10 protein-coding genes are annotated in these 20534 nt (G+C 40.0%); all 10 read left to right on the top strand.

Annotated features, from left to right (window positions below; genetic code table 11):
* The first annotated feature begins 57 nt into the window (after positions 1–57).
* The 10 genes from UB51_RS20240 to UB51_RS20195 all read left to right on the top strand — a co-directional run bounded on the left by UB51_RS20240 (position 58) and on the right by UB51_RS20195 (position 20251).
* Positions 58–2073 (top strand): DUF5693 family protein, encoded by a 2016-nt coding sequence (locus tag UB51_RS20240; protein WP_044878835.1) that lies wholly within the window; start codon positions 58–60, stop codon positions 2071–2073.
* On the top strand, positions 2049–3185 hold the full coding sequence (gene csaB, locus UB51_RS20235) for a polysaccharide pyruvyl transferase CsaB (protein WP_044878834.1): 1137 nt from the start codon (positions 2049–2051) through the stop codon (positions 3183–3185). Before UB51_RS20240 ends, csaB begins: the two co-directional genes overlap by 25 nt.
* Positions 3186–3191: 6 nt before the next feature.
* On the top strand, positions 3192–3956 hold the full coding sequence (locus UB51_RS20230) for a WecB/TagA/CpsF family glycosyltransferase (protein ID WP_044878833.1): 765 nt from the start codon (positions 3192–3194) through the stop codon (positions 3954–3956).
* Between the two features lie 115 nt (positions 3957–4071).
* Positions 4072–5196: an MraY family glycosyltransferase gene (locus UB51_RS20225; RefSeq protein WP_044878832.1), complete on the top strand. Its 1125-nt coding sequence runs from the start codon at positions 4072–4074 to the stop codon at positions 5194–5196.
* 279 nt (positions 5197–5475) lie between these two features.
* Complete coding sequence (locus UB51_RS20220; RefSeq protein WP_044878831.1) at positions 5476–9438, top strand: S-layer homology domain-containing protein; 3963 nt, start codon at positions 5476–5478, stop codon at positions 9436–9438.
* Positions 9439–9573: 135 nt separating this feature from the next.
* Complete coding sequence (locus UB51_RS20215; RefSeq protein WP_044878830.1) at positions 9574–9915, top strand: hypothetical protein; 342 nt, start codon at positions 9574–9576, stop codon at positions 9913–9915.
* A 424-nt stretch (positions 9916–10339) separates the two neighbouring features.
* On the top strand, positions 10340–13921 hold the full coding sequence (locus UB51_RS26595; RefSeq protein ID WP_052676021.1) for an S-layer homology domain-containing protein: 3582 nt from the start codon (positions 10340–10342) through the stop codon (positions 13919–13921).
* A gap of 321 nt (positions 13922–14242) precedes the next feature.
* A complete protein-coding gene (locus UB51_RS20205; protein WP_044878829.1) occupies positions 14243–14515 on the top strand; it encodes an alpha/beta-type small acid-soluble spore protein in 273 nt (90 codons plus the stop codon).
* A gap of 200 nt (positions 14516–14715) precedes the next feature.
* On the top strand, positions 14716–15918 hold the full coding sequence (gene metK / locus UB51_RS20200; protein ID WP_044878828.1) for a methionine adenosyltransferase: 1203 nt from the start codon (positions 14716–14718) through the stop codon (positions 15916–15918).
* A 256-nt stretch (positions 15919–16174) separates the two neighbouring features.
* Positions 16175–20251, top strand: coding sequence for an Ig-like domain-containing protein (locus tag UB51_RS20195; protein WP_052676020.1), 4077 nt, complete (start codon positions 16175–16177; stop codon positions 20249–20251).
* Positions 20252–20534 lie beyond the last annotated feature (283 nt).

Raw genomic sequence — 20534 nt, 5'->3', positions numbered from 1 at the left:
GTGTACGTAGTTTGTACATAAGGAGTATTAGAGCAAGAATGAGGAGGTACTTGTAAAGTGCATCGTAAATGGCAGCGTTGGAGCATTACATCACGTAAATGGTTATGGATTCTTGTCGTTATAGGGATCGTGGCGGCACTACCTGTGGCGTATGATCGCTGGAAGACGGAGACATCTTCTAATCAAGTGGAATTAGTATTTGATTATCGCGACTTAGTGGACGTGGCAGCCTATCAGGCTCATCCGCAGGATTATATTAATCAACAGCTAGATCGATTGCAAGCTGCTGGTATTGGCAGTATGGCAATGTTTGAGAGTACGTTGAATGAATTTCAACAGACTAGACGACTCACGCTATATAACAGCAATGAAATGGCTAAATTGAATAAAGAGGTACCACCAGCTAATGATAATCTAACCTATGTTGTGTTCTCGAATGAAGAAACCGCAGATAAGTTATCTCCGATTATTGATGGAACATTCAGCGGATTAGGAATTGATGTCACATCTTGGACGTTCCAAGGTAGACGTGCGCTTATCATTGATACGCCAGTGGAGAATGCCGTACTTAAATCAATGCAGTCTGATCCGATCACTATAGAGACATTGCATAACAAAGGATTCACTATTGTGCCTCGTATGGGTGATAGCATGCCTTATGACGAAGCATCTATGGAGAGATTACTTTCTTATTACGAATCATTAGGCGTTAAGCGTATTCTGTTTGAAGGTGTATCCGTTAAGGGATTCAACGACCAAGAGGAGATGAAGAGCCTAGATTCCTTTGGAAGGTTGCTTAAAGAACATGGCATTGGAATTTCAGCTATTGAGAACTTAAAGAAGCCGCAGCTTGGATTTAACAAGTTGGCGTATATTATAGATTATGATGTCGTACGTTTGTATTCATTAAGTGAAGCGGACGCCAATCTAAGTGTGGATGTTATTGCGGATCGCTTGGCGCTTGCAAGTAAAGATCGTAACATTCGTATGTTCTATCTTAACGCAGCTCCAACGCGTAACACGCTCAAAGCTTCGATAACAGACCCACTAGATAATCTGATTGATAGCTTGCAAGAGCCGGGCCATGCTATTAGTAAGATGGAGAGTAATGGTTTTACGATGGGACAGGCTACAGCTTTTACCGTCTATGATTCCACACTTCAGCATTATTTGAAGTTGATCGTTGTATTGGGTGGACTGGCTTTTATCGCGCTTATGGTGTCCTGTTTCCTACCGATTCTGACCATTCCGGCGTTTGTACTTGGATTGATTGGAAGTGCGGGATTATATGTTCTGAGACCTACATTATTCGAACAGGCATTGGCTTTACTTGTAGCCATTAGTGCTCCGACTATTGCGATGATATTGGCTATACGCAAGATTAATGAAGTGAACAAGTCTACGTTAGATATGAAGAATAGTCGTCGATTAACGCATACACTTGTTCTATATATTAAGACGTCTATTCTTTCACTCTGTGCGGTTCCCTTTGTGATTGCTCTACTGAATAATGTTACGTATCAATTGGTGTTAGAGCAATTCCGTGGGGTTAGCTTGTTACACTTTGCTCCTATTATCCTGACAGGTATATATGTTCTTCTCTATCGTGGAGGACAGATTGTGAACGACATGCGTAAATTGTTACATGTTCGTATTACAGTTCTTGGTGTTGTTGTAGCCGGAATCATTGGTGTGATCGGTATGTACTATTTAAGCCGTACAGGTAATGCTGGTAGTGTAACTCCGCTTGAAATGTCCTTCCGCTCTATTATGGAAGATACATTCGGTGTTCGTCCACGTAACAAGGAATTCCTGATGGCACATCCACTATTTATATTGGGCGCCTTCATGGCATTTAAATATCGAAATGCTATCTTCGTTATGATTATTGCTTCTATTGGACAATTATCCATCGTAGATACATTCGCACATATTCACACGCCTATGATGTTGTCGTTAGTTCGTGGCTTACTAGGTTTAGGACTTGGACTCGTTATTGGACTTGTCGCAGTTGCGGCATGGCAAATTGCAGAAGGGTGTTGGAAACGATGGTCGCCACTCCTCAGACGATAGTCATATCAGGATATTATGGCTTCAAGAATAGCGGAGATGAAGCCGTGCTTCAATCGATCCTAACAGCATTGAAGGTTCAGGGCGAAGAAATGGGCGTTAACATTCAGCCTGTTGTGCTCTCTATAGATCCAGAATGGACAAGCAAGGCATATGGTGTCCAAGCTGTACACCGTATGAAGCTAGGTGAAGTAAGACAAGCTCTTAAGAACAGCTCTGGGCTAATCAGTGGAGGCGGAAGCCTTCTACAGGATGCTACCAGTTCTAAGACAATTCCTTACTATTTGGGTGTCATCAAATTAGCTCAGTGGATGAAGAAGCCTACATTTATTTATTCACAAGGTGTAGGACCTGTAAGCCGTGGTTTGTTTCATCCGATGATTAAATCTGTATTTAACAAATGTGAATACGTATCTGTACGTGATACGCAATCAGCAGAGCTACTGCAAACGATGGGATTACAAGGGAAGGCGATCCAAGTAGTACCTGATCCCGTGATGGGATTACAGGAAGTGAAGGGCCAACTCGCGTTGGATCAAGTAGAACGTTATAATGAAGAAGGATTACCTATCATTGGTGTATCCGTTCGTTATTGGGAGAAAGATCGCAAGGAGCTTATATCTATAGCAGACGGGCTACAGTTGGTTATGAACAAACAACCTGTTCACTTACGTTTCTTACCCTTTCATCATCCTTCCGATGTAGAGGCTTCTAAGTTTATTATGTACCGTCTGGGTGCGTTAACATCGAATGGGAGTTCTATGAGTATATGTGAAGAGGCTATTCACCCACAGGACATGTTGCTAGAGGTTAGCCGTTGTCAGTTGGTACTGGGTATGCGACTTCATTGCTTGATCTATGCGGCGAATGCTCAAGTGCCGATGGTTGGTATCTCATATGATCCGAAGATTAACCATTTTCTCAAGCGGTTGGATATGGATCCTGCGGGGTCAACTTCAACTTTGGTAGCTGAAGAGGTATCTACGGCCATTGAGCAATTATTGTTCCATGAAGAAGCCTGGCGCCAGACGCATGCACCGCAGATTGCTCAGTTGAAGCAAGAAGCACAGGCACCAGCGAAGGTTATTATTGAATACATGTCTTCCAGAAGGTGATCAGTTATGAATAAGAATCAATTAAAGAAAATATCAACCGTTTCTATCTATGGAATATCTGTATGCAGATGGGGAATGAGTGATACGGTACAGTACTTAACGGATGCGATCAACTCTCATGTTCCTCATCAAGTAATTACAGCTAACCCTATTATGGTAATGACTGCACTTGAAGATCCGTCTTATATGTCGATTATGAGGAATGCTGAATTAGTCGTTCCTGATGGCACGGGCGTTGTATGGGCAGCCGCTAAGGTGGGACAACCTGTACAGGAACGAGTAGCTGGGTTTGATCTGCTACATGAAATGTTACGAGTTGGAGAAAACTATCAATGGAAGGTGTATCTGCTCGGATCAACACCAGAAGTGATTCAAGAAACAGCGAGCAGATTACAAATTCAATATCCGATGATCAAGATCGTTGGATATCATGATGGATTTTTCGGCCCTGATGAAGATGATACGATTATTCAGAACATTCGGGCATTGTCGCCAGACATCCTCTTCGTGGCTAGAGCATCGGATACACAAGAACCTTGGATTGCTCGTCATAAGGATGAGCTAGCAGTCCCATTAATGATGGGCGTTGGAGGTAGCTTCGATGTGATATCAGGTAAGAGTAAGCGAGCACCTAAGGTATTCCAAAAGCTTCGTGCGGAATGGCTATATCGCTTGTTACGAGAGCCAACAAGATATCGGAGAATGCTTGCGTTGCCGCAATTCGTAGTTAAAGTACTTCGGGACAAAGATAATGTAACAAAACTTACGTGAAATGAACGAATCTGGGCGATTTCCTTAGTAAATTGCTGAAATAGACGATTGGTGTTTATTTTTCTAACGGAGTATAATTTACTCCGTTAGAGAAAAATGGAGGTTGATTGATTAAATGTTAATGATGTCTATCATCGGCTTGATCCTGTCCTTGGGACTTGCGCTCTTGTTAACGCCACAAGTGAAGAAGTTTGCATTCAAAGTTGGCGCCATAGATGTTCCCAATGCACGTAAAGTGCACACAAGAGTTATGCCCCGTCTTGGCGGATTAGGAATTTATTTAGCATTCATACTGGCACTTTTTCTAGTATTACCTTTTGTAGCTGCTGATTTATCGCTTCGTGATGCTAACTTCATCAAAGCCTTCGTGGTTGGTGGATCCATGATTGTATTGATTGGTGCATTGGATGATCGGTTTGAGCTATCAGCTAAAGTAAAGCTTCTGGGACAGATTATAGCCGCATGTGTGGTTGTTTTCGGTTTTGATATATCGGTTGATTTTGTAAACATTCCCTTTCAAGATAACTTCAAATATCTAGAGAGTTGGATTTCTATCCCGCTCACTATATTCTGGATCGTGGGTGTAACGAATGCCATTAATCTAATTGATGGTCTAGATGGACTTGCGGCAGGTGTATCGGGAATTGCCATTGGAACGATTCTGGTCATGTCCCTGCTTATGGGGAATATGATGATAGCGCTCTTGTGTATGATTTTGTTAGGTGCAATTATTGGATTTCTATTCTTTAACTTCCATCCGGCTAAGATCTTCATGGGTGACTCTGGATCATTGTTCTTAGGTTTCTGTCTAGCTATGTTATCGTTGCTTGGATTCAAGCAAGTAGCAATCGTATCCTTCATGACGCCATTAATTATTATCGGCGTACCGTTATCAGATACTTTCTTTGCAATCATTCGTCGTTGGGTTCAGAAGAAGCCCATATTTGCACCAGATAAAGGTCACCTTCATCACTGCTTACGGCAACTCGGATTCAGTCATCGTCAATCTGTACTGATTATTTACAGCATTGCTGCTTTCTTTGGAATTCTAGCGGTCATTCAATCATCCGCTGCATTCTATGATGCGAACTGGGTTACCTTTGTAGTCATCTGTATTATGATGTTCTTCATGCAGATCGGAGCTGAAGTTATAGGCCTGATTGGCTTGACCACGAAGCCACTTCTAAGTCTACTCTCGAGATTGCGTATGAAGGCTCATACGGAACGCAGCTCGAAATAGCGGACAAATTCAATAGCTTGAATTAAGTAGATGTGCCAAAAGCGCCGTCTTCCCTCATTAGTAGTATAGAGGGGAGGCGGCGCTTTGTTTATTAGGAGTAGGGTGATTTTCTCTCGTTCATTTCATCATTTCAATTTAAATAGGAATCTTTTTCATCATTTCCCTACAAATTTGTGGCTTTATCACCGATAACTAAAGTAAGTGCGCTTTTGGGCGGTTCCTGACAACATTGTTGCAGGAGCATCAATAAAATGAACATGGAAAAGGAGAGATTTATACATGCAACGAATGAAAAAGCCGTTAGTTTGGCTTGTTTTACTGACCCTTATCGTATCGTGGTTCCCAGCGGGTCTTGTACAGAAAGTGAGTGCAGCCCCTGGTGATTACACTACAACAACTTATTTTAGTCCTGATGACCGGAGTGTTGGTAATACAATAAAAGTCGGTGGTCTTCTTGATAAAGAAAATCTTCGAGAGGATGTATTTATTACCAGTAGTCCTACAATCTCTATTAATGGTAGTTATTCTAAGGTATCAGGCGATGGACTGAAAGCTCAAATTGACCTGTTAAACTGGAATACGACTGTGAAGCAATGGGTTCCTGACAAGGTCCATTCCGTTCCAGGTACAGTACAGAAAGATACTTCAGCTCCTGAAAGCCGATTTACAGCTGCAAATCTTACTTTGTATCCTGGTCTGAATAGAATTACATTCACAGGTAAGTTAGGGAATCAAGAGGGATCAGAGTCTTTCTATGTACTATATGACAAAGTTCCGTATGTTTCTAAATTATCTGTATCAGGTGGAGGCTTGCTTAACGCTATCAACTTGAATGAAGGCACAAGAGTTGTAGTGGAAGGAGCAAGAATTTCATTAATCGGAGAAGTGTACAATACAACTAAGGCAACGGTATCAGTCAACGGGGGGACGCCTCTTTCCACCGATATCTACAACAATCAGTTAGCGACACCGCCACTGGTTCTGTCACCAGGGCTGAATAAATTACAAATCGTGTTCAAGAATTCATCAGATTCATTAACAATTAATCGTGACATATACTATTTCAGTCAAGCTCAACCGTTTACGGATATGTATGTTATGGAAAGCGCGAAAGAACATAATCTAATTAATAATAATCCTACGTTAACACAATTAGGCATGACATCAGCGCCATTGATTATTCAGGCGATTCTTCCTTATTATGCAACGCCATTTGAGACGGATTCAGAAATAACAATTAATGGTCAGACCGTAACGATCTCCAGAATGTTAAATTCGAATCTGAAGGATGACAAACAAGTATTCATTCCTACAGCGGGTTCGGAAGTTGAGATTCCAGGATCAAATGGATTACCAGCATATCGGCTGGTTACATTTGAAACAACACCATTTCAGTTTGCGACAGATCCACTAACCGGAAATGTAAATACGAAGCAGTCACCCCAAGTTACGATTAAGTATGGTAAAGATAGTGGGGTATGGAAGTTTACAGCCAATTACGATGCTAAATTTAACTATTTGGCAGGTAAGACGGTTATTACTGACATGAAATATTTACCTGAGTATAGTACCTCCAACACCGATTTAACAAATCAAACGCAACTGCCCTTAAACGGTGCAACAGTAAGCTCAAGCGAATTTTATATTTTAGTGAAGAGTGATGGGGTTCCTTCTGGCGCTCTGATAGCCGAGTACTTGCCAATTGGCACAAAGCGATTGAAAATAGAAACTACCTCGGATAGCAATGTATACAAGATCACGGGCTTCTCAAACGGGGAGCAAGAGGTGCGATTTAACTTTGAAGATGCTTCTGCACCGAATGCAGCATCTTCCCCATATATAGCGAAAATTACGTATGTATCCAAAAACTTCATCAGTGTAGACAACTGGTATGACGGACAAACGTATACATTTAATTCTAAAACATCTCCAGATCGAGCTAAATTCATCATTACGGGTGAATATATTGGATTTGAGAATATCTCCAATGCGGAGTATTTCGTAAATGGTACCAAAAATAATCTTACATTAAACGCTAATAAGTTTAATGAAACCCTACAAATAGACGGTAAGCTTGGACCGCTCGTATTTGGTGAGAATACCATTGTATTTACGGGCACGTCTATGGATAATGCAGGGAACAAGCGTGTAGTTACCAAAACATTGAGAATTTATATTAATGATGAAAATGTATCTTCGATTCAGAAATTTGCACCAGGTAAAGTACCTGATGAGCAACAAACTCGTGCTAAATTCCCTACAACAACGGAGTTTGACTCCCCAGTAACGGATGCGAAGGATAAAGCAATTGCAAGCATCTTCACATTGCCTACTGAGTTTACCTATGAGAGCGACAAGTATACTACCAGCGAGCAACAATATGATTTGCTAGTCAGAGGTAGTGGTGTAAGAACGGTTAATGTACTGTTTGGATCTGAGAAAATATATACCAAAACCTTTACAGCTACAACGGAGATCGACAGTTCATTGAGTGGAACTGTCTCGAACGAACCTGGCAAGCTGTATGAAGTTATTGGGAATGAGAATGATTTTATATTACGAATTATGAATTTGAAATTTGAATTACCAGGGACACATATATATACATTGGAATTAATTAACGATACAGGAGCTCGTACAACCCAGCGTCTAGAGATTACTAGACAATTGGCACCTTATCGCATCATTGCACCACAACCGACTGTTGACGGGAAATATGTAGTGAATAAAAACTTCCTTCATTTTGATATTGAAGCAGAGGGAGCAACCAAAGTCATTATTGACAAAGCGGAAGCTACAAGAAGCACAGTTAAGGGAGAAGAAGATCGCTTTATCTATGATTATGTAGGCCTGAAGCCAGACAAGTCTAACAAGGTCAAGATACAAATTGTCAGACCGGGTTCTACTATCAATGACTCCATTGATGTGTTTTATACGGGAACAGTGACTATTGATTCACAGTATATGGCTCCAAAGGTCACTAATAAGTACAGTATATTTAATAAGCAACTGGAATTGAATTTTCCTAAGGGGACGGTCATGCAGTCAGCAGTGATGAATGACAACCGAATCACTAAATTCTATCCTGATACGAAGCTGTTATTTGCAGTTGCCGATCCTATCGGTGGTATCGTTGAGAGACGTAACGATTATGGTGGGATTATTAACAGAGCTGGCGAATATAACACAATTACAATTCCTGATAGCTACTTGATGAGATTTAATTCTACGGAGAGTACGTATAATTTCACAAGAGTATCTGATATTTACTGGATTAGCGCTGGTTTAGGTGAGCTAGGGGATAAGGGCAACACGAGCAAGCCATACCTAGCAGCTAGTAATGGGATTACACCGTATTCCTATTTGGGTGCAGAAAGCTTCTTCACCAATGTTGATAAAGTCCGTAAGCTCGTTCCTTCAAAGCGTGGGACATTGAAATTAAGTTATGATTCCAATCTAGTAGATGAGGCGGGATCATTGATCACCGTATTCCGTTATACAGATGTAGGGGGATATGGTAAGTGGGAACGGATTCCAGGTACGGTAGATACCAAGAAGCGTACAGTGACTGTTCCTTTTGATGAGTTTGGTTATTATACAATCATGAAGATGAACAAAGGATTTAGTGATATTACGAATCATCCATGGGCTCGGAACATTTTGAATGCTTTGTATTCAAAAGGGATTATGGAAAACTTGAGAGTAGATACATTTGGTGCAGATGATCAGACTACGCGCGGCGAATTTGCTACGCTGTTAGTCAAAGGATTAAGCTTACCAATTACGGCAGATGAGCAACAACAGACGTTCTTTGATGTTCCTTATGCTTCGCAAACCGCAACATGGGATTTCGATCACATTGAAACGGCAGCAAGAGCGGGGATCATTACAGGAAGAACAGAAGGTTTCTTCTCGCCTAACATGCCGATTACTCGTCAAGAAGCCGCAGTTATGATATCGAGAGCTTTGAAATTAAAGCTACCAGCAAATGATAGTAAATTGCAGGCAACCCTATCCAAGTCCTTCTTGGACAGTGGAAAGATCGAATATTATGCTAGACCTGCAGTTCAGGCTGTTAGCGGTGCAAAGATTATGTCAGGGGATGCTATTACGGTGGCAGGAGCGAAGAAGCCTTCTTATAATTTCAATCCGACAAGTAATCTGACTCGCGCTGAGGCTGGCAAGATTGCTGTTGAATTGCTTAAGAAGTCTACGGATATATTCCCTAAAAACTTCAATTAAAGGCTTTTGAGGCTCTTATGCAGACTCTTTGTATAAGGGCCTCGCTATTTCCAATTACATCTTTTTGTAATTTGAACGAGTTTAATATACAATAATGATAGAACATAATTTTTTTTGAAGGGTGAAGGCTATCTTATGAAATCGATATATTCTAAAGCTCAGATGGATTATATGAAAGCAAAAACCGTATTTGAGAATAGAGCAAGTGTCATGGAGAAGAAGATTGAGTCTACACGTAAGACAACAGAGATCACTCAACAGGTTATGGAAGGGTTAGTCCTAGAAACAGGTTTTCATGATGCGTACAATGACATGGTATTGGCTGAGAATGCACTAATTGAATGGTCACACTCGACAATTAAGCATGAGAAGACATACCGCGAGAACAAACATCCTATTGAAGATATGTATGAGAATCTGAATGGGAGTCCGGAAATGCGGGCACAAATTATTCAGTTGGCTATGAAGATTCGCTAAATGTAATAAGTAAGGAGACGCCGTGAGGCGTCTTTTTTATTATTCATGTATGTTTTGGCTGGGATATTATAGGTTATAAATATCTGAGGTGTATTGAATTTAATCACTGTTTTCAAGGGTTTTCTTAAATTTGGTGACAAAAATGAAATTATTTTTTAGAAAAGGTGCAACTTTTTAGAAACCCATGCGTCTAAGTATTAGAGTCATTTAATGATGGAGCCAATCCAAGATTGTCCTTATAAAGAAAGTTATCTATAAATTAGAAAATTTATCTTTACGGGAACTTGGACCCATTGTATAATACTCTAGGTAGGATAGGATGCTACTCTATTTTTGTATGATTCCGTTTACCAGTTTCTGTGACATCATCACAGACATCATTTATATTTACATGCTCAACTCTAGAAAGGGGGTGCAACGACAAATGAGTAATACGAGCCCATTCAATGAAAATAAAAATAAAAATAATAATGTTATGTTTCCCCAAGGAGGAGAAAAAAAGGTTATGAAGAAAATTTTATCCGTAGCTTTATCTACAGCAATGGCATTCTCAATGTTTGCTTCTGTAGCGTTCGGTGATACTGCGGTAACACCACAAGACAAGTTTGATGCATTGAAAGCAAAAGGTATTTTCAGTGGTTACCCAGATGGTACAGCTGGTCTTGAAAAAGAAATGACTCGCGCTGAGTTCGCGAAAGTTATCACTAAGGTTCTTGGATTGAAAGAAGTAACTGGCGTTCTTTCTTATAACGACAAAGGTTACACTGCTAAGAACTGGGCTGTTCCTTATATCGAAGCAGTATCTGCTGCAGGTATCATGGAAGGTAAGAACGTAACTAAGAAAATCTTTGATTACAACGGTAAAGTAACTGTTGAAGAAATGGCAACTGTTCTAACACGCGCTTTGGAACTTGAAGTTCCAACAACTGTAGACAACAGTGCTTCCACTTGGGCTAAAGGTTATGTTCAAGCGGCAATCGAAGCTGGATTAGTTTCTAAAGATGCTAAATTCCAATCGAATGCAACTCGTTCATTGCTAGTAGAAGCAGCTTACGCTGTTGACCAAATTAAGAGCGTTCCTACTGTAGCTTCTTATGTAGTATCTGAAGGTGGTAAAGTAGTAGAATTTACTCTTTCCAACAAAGAAGTTGTTAAAGTAACTTTGGAAAAAGCTCTTGAAGCTAACAAAGAAACTGAAGTAACTTTCAAAGATGCTGCTGGTAAAGAAATCACTACTAAAGTTACTTATGTTGTAACTGATGCTACTAAAGTGCAATCAGTAACTTCCACTAACTTGAAAGAAGTAGAAGTTAACTTTGACGGTAAAGTAGACAAAGTAACTGCTACTGACAAAGATAACTACTCCGTCGATCAAGGTGGTAAGAAAGTTTCATCCGCTACTTTGCTGGAAGATGGCAAAACTGTACGCTTGTTGCTTGCTGATGGACATAAATTTGTTCAAGCACAAGATTATAAAATTGTAGTTAAAAATGTAAAATCCGCTGGTGTAGCATTGAGCTCATCAGAAGTGAAGTTCTCATCTTCTGATAACACTTTGCCAACAGTTACTGAAGTGAAAGCTTTGGGTCACAAAGCAGTTAAAGTAACATTCTCTGAGCCAGTGAAAGATGTAAGCTCCAGTAACTTCAGACTTGATGACAAAACGTTCGTTGGTTCCGTTACTAAGGGTGTTAATGAAAGAGAAGTTATCTTGAAAGAATATGCTGGTAACTTTACACTTGGAGAACATAAACTGACAACTGCATTGGTTGAAGATTATGCAGGATTGAAGTCCTTATCTGCTACTACTGATTTCACTGTAGCTGAAGATAAAGTAGCTCCTACTGTAACTGAAATTACTGCAACTTTGGAAAAAGTAACGGTTACTTTCAGCGAAGATGTTGACGCTAGCACAGTATCGAATGACAGCTTCTACTGGAAGTCTGGTGATAATAACAAAAAAGGTATTATCAAGCAAATTTCTGGAAACGTATATGAAGTAGACTTCACAGAAAATCGTCTACCAGGGTACGAAACAACTTTGTATGTTAGTGGTGTGAAAGACTATTCCGGTAACGAAATCGTTGTTAAAGAACACAAGGTTGTAGCTACTGTTGATCTTGTTCGTCCTAAAGTAGCTGATGTGAAGTACGCAGATAAAAAGGTAGAAATTAGATTTGATAAAGCGGTAGATACTGTTGGTAAACGTGAACACTACACTGTGAAAAACAGCGATGGTGATGTTATTTCAGTGAAATCTGTTGAGCGTGCTGCAGGTTCTACAGATAATAAAGTGTTTGAACTTTCATTCTACTCAGATCTTAAAGAAGGAACTTATACTCTTAAAGTATCTGGCGTTAAAGATAAAACTGTATTAGCTAATGTTGTTGAAGATTACAGCACTACATTTGTTGTATCTGATTCTGCGTATGCATCTGTCAATATTCCAGTTGATGCTAACAACGATAATCGTACAATTGCAATCACATTTGACAGAAAAATGGATCTAGCATCCATCGAAAATCCATCTAACTACTACCTGACTTTCTCTAAATCTGGTAATGAAAATAGTACTGTAGTTAAATCATTGCCTTCTGAAGCAAGAGTTCGTGCAGCTCAAGATGGTAAGTCGGTAATAATTGTGCTTCCAGAAAATATTGATGGTACTAGTGTAACGTTCCCTGTTGATGGTGGATCTGGTAGTGGAACGGTTCGTGGTGTTTCTGCAGTAGGTGTTAAAACTGCAACTGGTAATGTCCTTACTGATTTTGCTTCTACAAGAAAAATTTCTCAAAAGGTAGCAAGTCTTGATACAACCAAGGCTGACTATGTAAAACAAGACGGTTACAGAAAAATTGAACTTATCTTCAACCAAGTGATTGCACAAGCAAATGCTTCTGATTTCACTGTTCTTAATGGAGATGTTTCGAACGTTTCTATTGACGGAACTAAAGTTACAATTACAACTAGCAGAGATCTTCCTGCATCTGGTACTACTGTATCCCTTAGAGCAGGTAACAGTTTGAGAACTCTAGCGGGCAACAGAGTTGCTGAATTCAGTAGTGTAAATACAACTGACAGCATTGCACCGAAAGTTTCAGCTTCTAAAGATAATTTACTGTCTCAAACAGATGGTATTGTGAAATTGCCATTTAATAAAGAACTTCTTAAAGAGAAAACTGTTGGAGATAAGTTCTACGAACGTTACGCTATCGATCTAGATGTTAAAATTTTAGCTGGTGATGGTTCTAAGCTTAAGGATGCAGAGGCTCTTACTGATTACTTTACTACAGTTGATGGTAACAATTTAGTTATTACTTTCAAAGATAAATCTTATCAGTATGGTTATTCCATTAAGGTGAAAAAGGATGCTACTTACCTTCAAGCTACTAATGGTAAAAAGGCTCTAGAATCAGATGTTTACTACACAGCAGCTAACTATGTGGCTCCTTCTGTGGTTGAAGCTGGTACTCCTACTTATGTAGCATCAACTCCGGGTACTCATGCTAATGAAACACAAGGAAATCTTAAGTTTACTGCTAAAACAGAAGGAACAGTAGGCAATGCAATTTCTGTTGAGTTGGTTGCTGGAACTGATGATGATGCTGAAGTTGTTGTTGAAAACGTAACGGATAAAGTTGTCATTACTTATGGTCTTAAGGCAACTGCATACGATATCGCGGATAAAGTTAATACTACCGCTACTTCTGTTGTTAAAGCAGAACAAACAGCTGGTGGTGCAGTAACTCCTGGAACAGTTACTCTTAAGGGTGGAGCTCCAGCTGGTGATTCTACTGTAACAGTAGCGTTTACTGGAGCTGGAATTAAGAGTCACGGTGAAGTGAAAATCGATGGCGCCGTTATTCCTGGTGCTGATGTCACTTTTGTTGCAAACAAACTAACAATTAAAGTTTCTTCAAATGTTGTAGGAAAAACTTTAACTGTTGCTAATGTAGTAGGTAATGACGATCGCAATGTATCACTTTCAAAAGCTATTACTAATTAATTTTTAAAGAATGTCTCAAAGCGTTAATTCGCTTTGGGACATTTTTTTTTTGATTAATCACATATAGTTAGCGTATTTACTTAGGGAAATGTATTTATTAATCCTTTTCCTCAATTCGAGACAAATTGATAAGAGTAAGTGAGAGTCTTTACCGATGGATAATAGTAAGATTAACAAGAGTAATATTTATTCGTTATGGAAATCAGATTAATTAACCTCTATCCTTATTATTCCCAATAGTAACAATGTTTTATACGTCTAATTACAACAATACTGCAAATAATACTCTTGCAAGAACATCATGCAGGAGGTGTATATATAATGGCTAGAAATAATCGGACAATCGTACCGGAAAGTCGTCATATGATCAATCAGATGAAGTATGAGATTGCTGCTGAATTTGGATTAAATGTTGGTGGATATGGTGTACTTGGTGGGTTGGATACTGAATTTGGTTCTGACCTGGGACAGACAGGTGGAATGTCCAATAGTGGTCGCTATAATGGAGGTCATCTAACTTCAAGGGAAAATGGGTCCGTTGGTGGCGAGATAACAAAGCGCCTAATCCAACAAGCGGAGCAGACTTTAATATAGGAAAATATACAATTGAATTTATTTACTTTATTCACGGAATATGGATGTGATGATTGACACAGATAGACAATTACGTTAATATGACCATTGAGGATTGTACAAGCAACCTTCTCCATTCGGAGAAGGTTCATTTTTTTGCTTAATACTCAGAGAAATGTATAGTGTCCTTATATAAGAAAGTTTAAGGAGGTATTAACATTATGTCTGTCAAAGGACGTCATTTATTTACATCTGAGTCCGTTACCGAAGGGCACCCAGATAAAATTTGCGATCAGATCTCTGATGCGGTGTTGGATGCATTCTTAGCGAATGACCCCAATGCACGTGTTGCGTGTGAAGTAGCTGTAGCTACTGGTCTTGTACTTGTTATTGGAGAAATTAGCACTCATTCCGAATATGTTGATATTCCGGCTATTGTTAGAAATACAATTAAGGAAATTGGTTACACCCGTGCCAAATATGGTTTTGACTATAATACATGTGCGGTTCTGACTTCTTTGAATGAGCAATCGGCTGATATTGCACAAGGTGTTAATGCTGCCATTGAGAATCGTGACGTTAATCAAATGGATAAGGAAACAGAAAGTATTGGTGCAGGAGACCAAGGCTTGATGTTTGGTTTCGCGACTAACGAAACTCCTGAATTAATGCCACTTCCTATCGCATTGTCCCACCGTATTGCACGTCGTCTAGCGGAAGTTCGTAAGAACGGTACACTTGAATACTTACGTCCAGATGGTAAGACACAAGTTACAATTGAATATTTAGATGATAAGCCTGTACGTGTAGATACAGTTGTTGTTTCTACTCAACATGCTGAACATACATCACTTGAGCAGATTCAAGCTGACATTAAAGAACATGTTATCTTGCCCGTTGTTCCTGCGGAATTGCTCGATGCTGAGACGAAATATTTCATTAATCCTACAGGACGTTTTGTTATCGGTGGACCTCAAGGAGATGCAGGACTTACAGGACGTAAGATCATCGTGGATACATACGGTGGTTATGCACGTCATGGTGGAGGAGCATTCTCTGGTAAAGATCCAACTAAAGTAGACCGTTCTGCAGCTTATGCAGCTCGTTATGTAGCTAAGAATCTAGTGGCTGCGGGTCTTGCTGATAAAGTAGAAATCCAACTAGCTTATGCTATCGGAGTGGCTACACCTGTATCGATTAATGTAGATACTTATGGAACGGGTAAAGTAAGTGAAGAGAAGCTAGTGGAATTGGTTCAGAATAATTTCGACCTTCGTCCTGCTGGCATTATCCGTATGCTTGATTTACGTCGTCCTATCTACAAACAGACTGCTGCTTATGGACATTTCGGTCGTACTGATCTCGATGTACCTTGGGAGCAAGTAGATAAGGCAAGTGTATTGAGAGAACAGGCTGGTCTATAGTTAAGTAGAATTCAATGCTTGATCCGGGCACGTGCGTAATGGCACGTGTCCTTTTTGTAGTTAATAGTATGATAGGAATGAAGTGATTTAACGTATTTTCTACTAAACTATGAGGGTGTTTTAGCCGAAATAAGGAATAGGACTATCTTTTGGCGACAATGGTTGTTTGAATACATAGCGTTGATTGATTTAATAAGAGTTTATGTCATGAAGTAGAAGAATATGATCAGTAGATTGAGGGGAGATTTATATTTATATGAAGAAGAAGTTATCATTCTTAATGGCCGCAGTATTAGCGGTAGAAATTGTATTGGGTGCGGGATCGGGAATTGGAATAGGAAATAATACAGCATATGCAGCAGTGCCTAAAGTCATAACTGCGAATACATCACCTATAGATTCTTCAGTTAATGTAGATCCTATGACTGTGAACCTTCATTTAGAGCTCGAAGGGAAGGTAGAGAAGAATAATTCAGCTTCTACGCCCATTGAACCCATAGTGATTAATGGTACTGCTCTTGTTAATTCCGCGGTAACTACCATGATAGGGAACGTTGTATCTTCAACTCCGACTATCCCTACAAATACTGCTGTCGATATTATATTACCTGTGAACACACAGATTGCCTATAATACGAAATATGAGGTTAATATTCCGGCAGGATATTTTATTGATCCAAGTAATAATGACACCTCTGAAGCCATTAAGTGGTCATTTACGACGGCGACTCAGGATAGTAGCGTAACAGCTACCTTCTCTCTTGATGGACAGACGGTTGATCTAGCTGGAAAGACCTCACTTGACTTCAAGGTGAATTTCAGCGCTCCAGTGGTGAAAGGAACGGGTAAGATTAAGCTTATCAAGAAGCCCGGTAATGTTGTGAGGAAGGAACTTAGCCAAGCAGTTCAATTTAATGCAAATAATACAGAAGCTACCATTAAGATTGATAACATCGATGATATGAAGCTAGAGGCGGGTACTTCGTATGAACTATTGATAGATAATGGAGCTTTTATAGAATCATCTAATGCTAAATTAGTAGGTAGCCAGTTGTGGTCATTCTCTACCAAAAGTCCAGCTGTCGGCATTAAATCTCTTTTACCTATAAAAGGGACAACGGCAGTACCTATTAATCCTACTATGCAATTGACATTTGACCGTATCGTGACAGTAAGTGGCGGTGGAGACATTATAGTTTCCCCTGGAGTAACGACGGATTCTAGAGCTATTAGGATTCCTGTGAGCTCAACAAGTATCAATACCGTAGCTGGAGTAAGTGTTGTTACAGTTCCGTTATCCAGTCAAATGCTATTATATGGAACAACCTACAACGTAACGGTTCCAGCAGGCGCGTACAAGGACATTTATTTTAATCCTTCACCAGCAGTAGGTGGAAGTGATTGGTCCTTTACAACCGTCGCTGCTCCTGTCTCTCCGGGGGCAGTAAGTATCTATAGTATGTCCCCATCGAATGGGAGTACATATGTTAGCGTAACTCCTGAGTTGGTCGTTTCTTTTAGTAATAACGTTGCGTTTAAGAACGGCACTTACAACAATAGGATTACGTTGAAGAAAGCCAACGGAGCCTCCATTGCGATCAGTAGACCTACGATTAATGGTTCTCAAGTTCGATTCACGCCGATGACGGCATTAGAATCCGATTCTAACTATTATGTGGAGATTGGGTCAGATACATTAGTAGATTATAGCAACCCTAATAAGACTTTCGGGGGCATCACAGGAAGTTCGCAATGGAATTTCAGGACTGTATCTGTAGATAAGATACCTCCTGTCTTACAGAGTGTCTCAATGCAAAACAATACAACGATTCGCCTTGTATACAATGAGGTACTGAATGGTACAGGTTATTTAAATGGATCGAATTTCACCGTCACCGTCAATAATGAGAGTCGCCGTGTAAGCAACGCTTATACTAGTGGTGAGAGTGTCTACGTTATACTTGAGGTTGGTGTTGCTGTTGGGCAGAAGATCTTCATCTCTTACAATGGAAATCTAGGTAATCCAATTCAAGACTCTTCTCTGAATAAGGCGGCTACGTTCTCTTTGAAGGAAGTATCGAATGGGATGGACACGGCTTTGCCTAAGCCAAGAGAAGGAACGATATATGGGAATAGTTTGTCTCTGACATTTAATGAGAGTCTGAAGTCACCTTCGAGTAATGCTTATGAGCAGTTTACCGTGACCGCTGACGGCAGCTCTATGGGGATTCGGAGCATCTCTCAAAGTGGATCTATGTTATATCTCACCCTAAACAGTTCTGTTCGCGATGGGGATGTGGTTAAGCTATCCTATAGATCTGGTTCATACCCAATTCAAGACTATCGTGGGCTGAATATTGCTGAATTCAAGGACTTCTATATCCGAAATCCCTATGATAACAAGGCTCCAGTCTTTACAGGAGCGGAAGGCTCTGGCAACAAGATTACGATTAAATATAACGAAGCGCTCAAGAGTAGCAATTTACCAGCCAAGAATCAATGGTCTGTACTGGCTAACAATATACCTATTTACGTGACGGGGATTGAGGTTATAGAGGATCGGGTGGTTCTGACTTTAGCATCCTCGTTCACCAAGGATCAGAAGATAACCCTCTCCTATGTACCAGGTTATAGTACTTCTAGTATTACAGATCTTAATGGTAATCCTGCAGGGTATATTAATTTAGAGCCTGTAACGGTATCTGCAAGTACAACGGTACCTTCGGTCAAGTCAGCTTCGATCACGGGGAATACGCTGAAGCTCCAATTCACCACAAATGTGACTACTTCTTTAAGTAATGACGCGTTGAGTAGGTTATTCGCGGTGAGTGTAGATGATGTGAGTCGTGCCAATCAATCGATCAGTCTGAATGGAGATACGGTGACGCTTCAACTATCTTCAGGGGTGAATGTTGGGAATAAGGTTCATGTTAGCTTCAATGGAAGTGCGAGCGCAATAACAAGTAGTTCAGGTAATAGCATTCCCTCATTCTATAAGCTTGAAGTTGAGAATAAGCAGACACAGAATAATACTACGAGTACTACAATGCCTAATGGTCTGGGCTTACTAAACGCAAATGAATTTGGTAGAGCCATGTTCACATTAAGTTCCAATGCTGCAACTACGACGAATGGATTATCTCGTTTCAATCAATCTATCTTGAGCTACACGCTGGATGATAGTAAATTGAAAGCGGCTTATGATTATGTGCGGATAGCGAATACGAATAACCGCACTGTCGTATTTGAAGTGCCAGCAACGGAGAAGGCAGCGCATGTAAGTATCCCTTTGACCACGCTACAAGAGATCTATACAAGGGATCAGGGTTCTCAAATTGCTGTTAAATTGGAGAATAGCATATACAGCATACCGCTTCGAAACATTAATATAGCCAAAATCACGCAAAGTTTAAGCACAGTACCTTCAAATATTGCCATTACCATTCAAATGGAGAAGGTCCCTAGTCATTCAGCTACAGCGACTCTAAGTCAGTTGGGACAAGGTGGATCCAGTGTCATTGTAGAGACAACAGATTTCTATGCAACGGCAGTGAATACTCTATCTAAGCAGTCCGTGCCGTTAGATTCACAGAATGAGTATATTCTGCGTACAGCTAGCGCAGCACCAGTGGCAACTTCGACACTGGTATATTATGATCCATCGGTATATCAAATATCATTCATACCTACAAAGATCACAAGTTGGAATGGAAATTCGGTTCTAACAGCCAGCGTCAAAGGAAATTATATGGTTACAGGCATAACATCTATGAAGTTCTTTGGCGATCTAAATAATCATTGGGCCAAAGATGTCATTGATGAATTAGTATCAAAGTATGTTATTAGTGGAAGAAATTCTGCTATATTTGCACCGAACAAGAACATAACGCGTGGCGAATTCGCAGTCTTTATTGCTAAGGCTTTAGGTCTTAACGGTGACGCACAGGCAGCTGCGCGCTTCAGAGATGTTACAACAACATCGGTGGAAGGTGCCTATATTGGTGCAGCTACTAAGGCTGGAATTATTAGCGGTTTTCCGGATGGATCATTTAAAGCAAGTAGCTTCATTACAAGAGAGCAAATGGCGATTATGGTAGTTCGTGCAATGAATTACACAGGATATAAGAGTACGTTATCTCTGACGCCTTCGCAGACTCTAAAGGCATTTAAGGACCGTGCCAAGATTCAATCGCCAGAGTCGGTTGCTAAGGTCGTTCAAGAAGGTATATTACAAGGGATGACACCGACTTCATTCCAACCTAAAGGAAACGCCACACGGGCTCAAGCGGCTGTGATGTTGAAGAGATTACTTGTTACGGTAGGTTATCTATAAGACTTAGAAACGTACAATTGCATTCGATTAATATTTAAAGACCTCAAGACCCTATTTCCTTAATGATGAGGAACTAGGGTCTCTTAGTTATTTCATAGAGTATTACTCTTAGCGTAAAGGAATATTCCTTTACGCTTTTTTGGTATATTCATATTTTTTCGAACTAAATCTATCATTTTCGTAACTTTTTCTCTTAAAAACAGTCTATTAGATGTAGTCCTTATTCATAGACAATAGTTTTGTGTAGTTTATATAACTTCGCTAATTAAGATGGGAGAGTTAC

This window comes from Paenibacillus sp. IHBB 10380, from assembly GCF_000949425.1.
Classification (GTDB): domain Bacteria; phylum Bacillota; class Bacilli; order Paenibacillales; family Paenibacillaceae; genus Paenibacillus_AQ.
This window is presented reverse-complemented; position numbering and strand designations above follow the sequence as displayed.

Excerpts from the sequence above, each read along its gene's own strand:
- metK (WP_044878828.1), top strand. The coding sequence starts at position 14,716 with ATGTCTGTCAAAGGACGTCATTTATTTACATCTGAGTCCGTTACCGAA.
- UB51_RS20220 (WP_044878831.1), top strand. The coding sequence starts at position 5,476 with ATGCAACGAATGAAAAAGCCGTTAGTTTGGCTTGTTTTACTGACCCTT.
- UB51_RS20230 (WP_044878833.1), top strand. The coding sequence starts at position 3,192 with ATGAATAAGAATCAATTAAAGAAAATATCAACCGTTTCTATCTATGGA.
- csaB (WP_044878834.1), top strand. The coding sequence starts at position 2,049 with ATGGTCGCCACTCCTCAGACGATAGTCATATCAGGATATTATGGCTTC.
- UB51_RS20225 (WP_044878832.1), top strand. The coding sequence starts at position 4,072 with ATGTTAATGATGTCTATCATCGGCTTGATCCTGTCCTTGGGACTTGCG.
- UB51_RS26595 (WP_052676021.1), top strand. The coding sequence starts at position 10,340 with ATGAGTAATACGAGCCCATTCAATGAAAATAAAAATAAAAATAATAAT.
- UB51_RS20205 (WP_044878829.1), top strand. The coding sequence starts at position 14,243 with ATGGCTAGAAATAATCGGACAATCGTACCGGAAAGTCGTCATATGATC.
- UB51_RS20215 (WP_044878830.1), top strand. The coding sequence starts at position 9,574 with ATGAAATCGATATATTCTAAAGCTCAGATGGATTATATGAAAGCAAAA.
- UB51_RS20195 (WP_052676020.1), top strand. The coding sequence starts at position 16,175 with ATGAAGAAGAAGTTATCATTCTTAATGGCCGCAGTATTAGCGGTAGAA.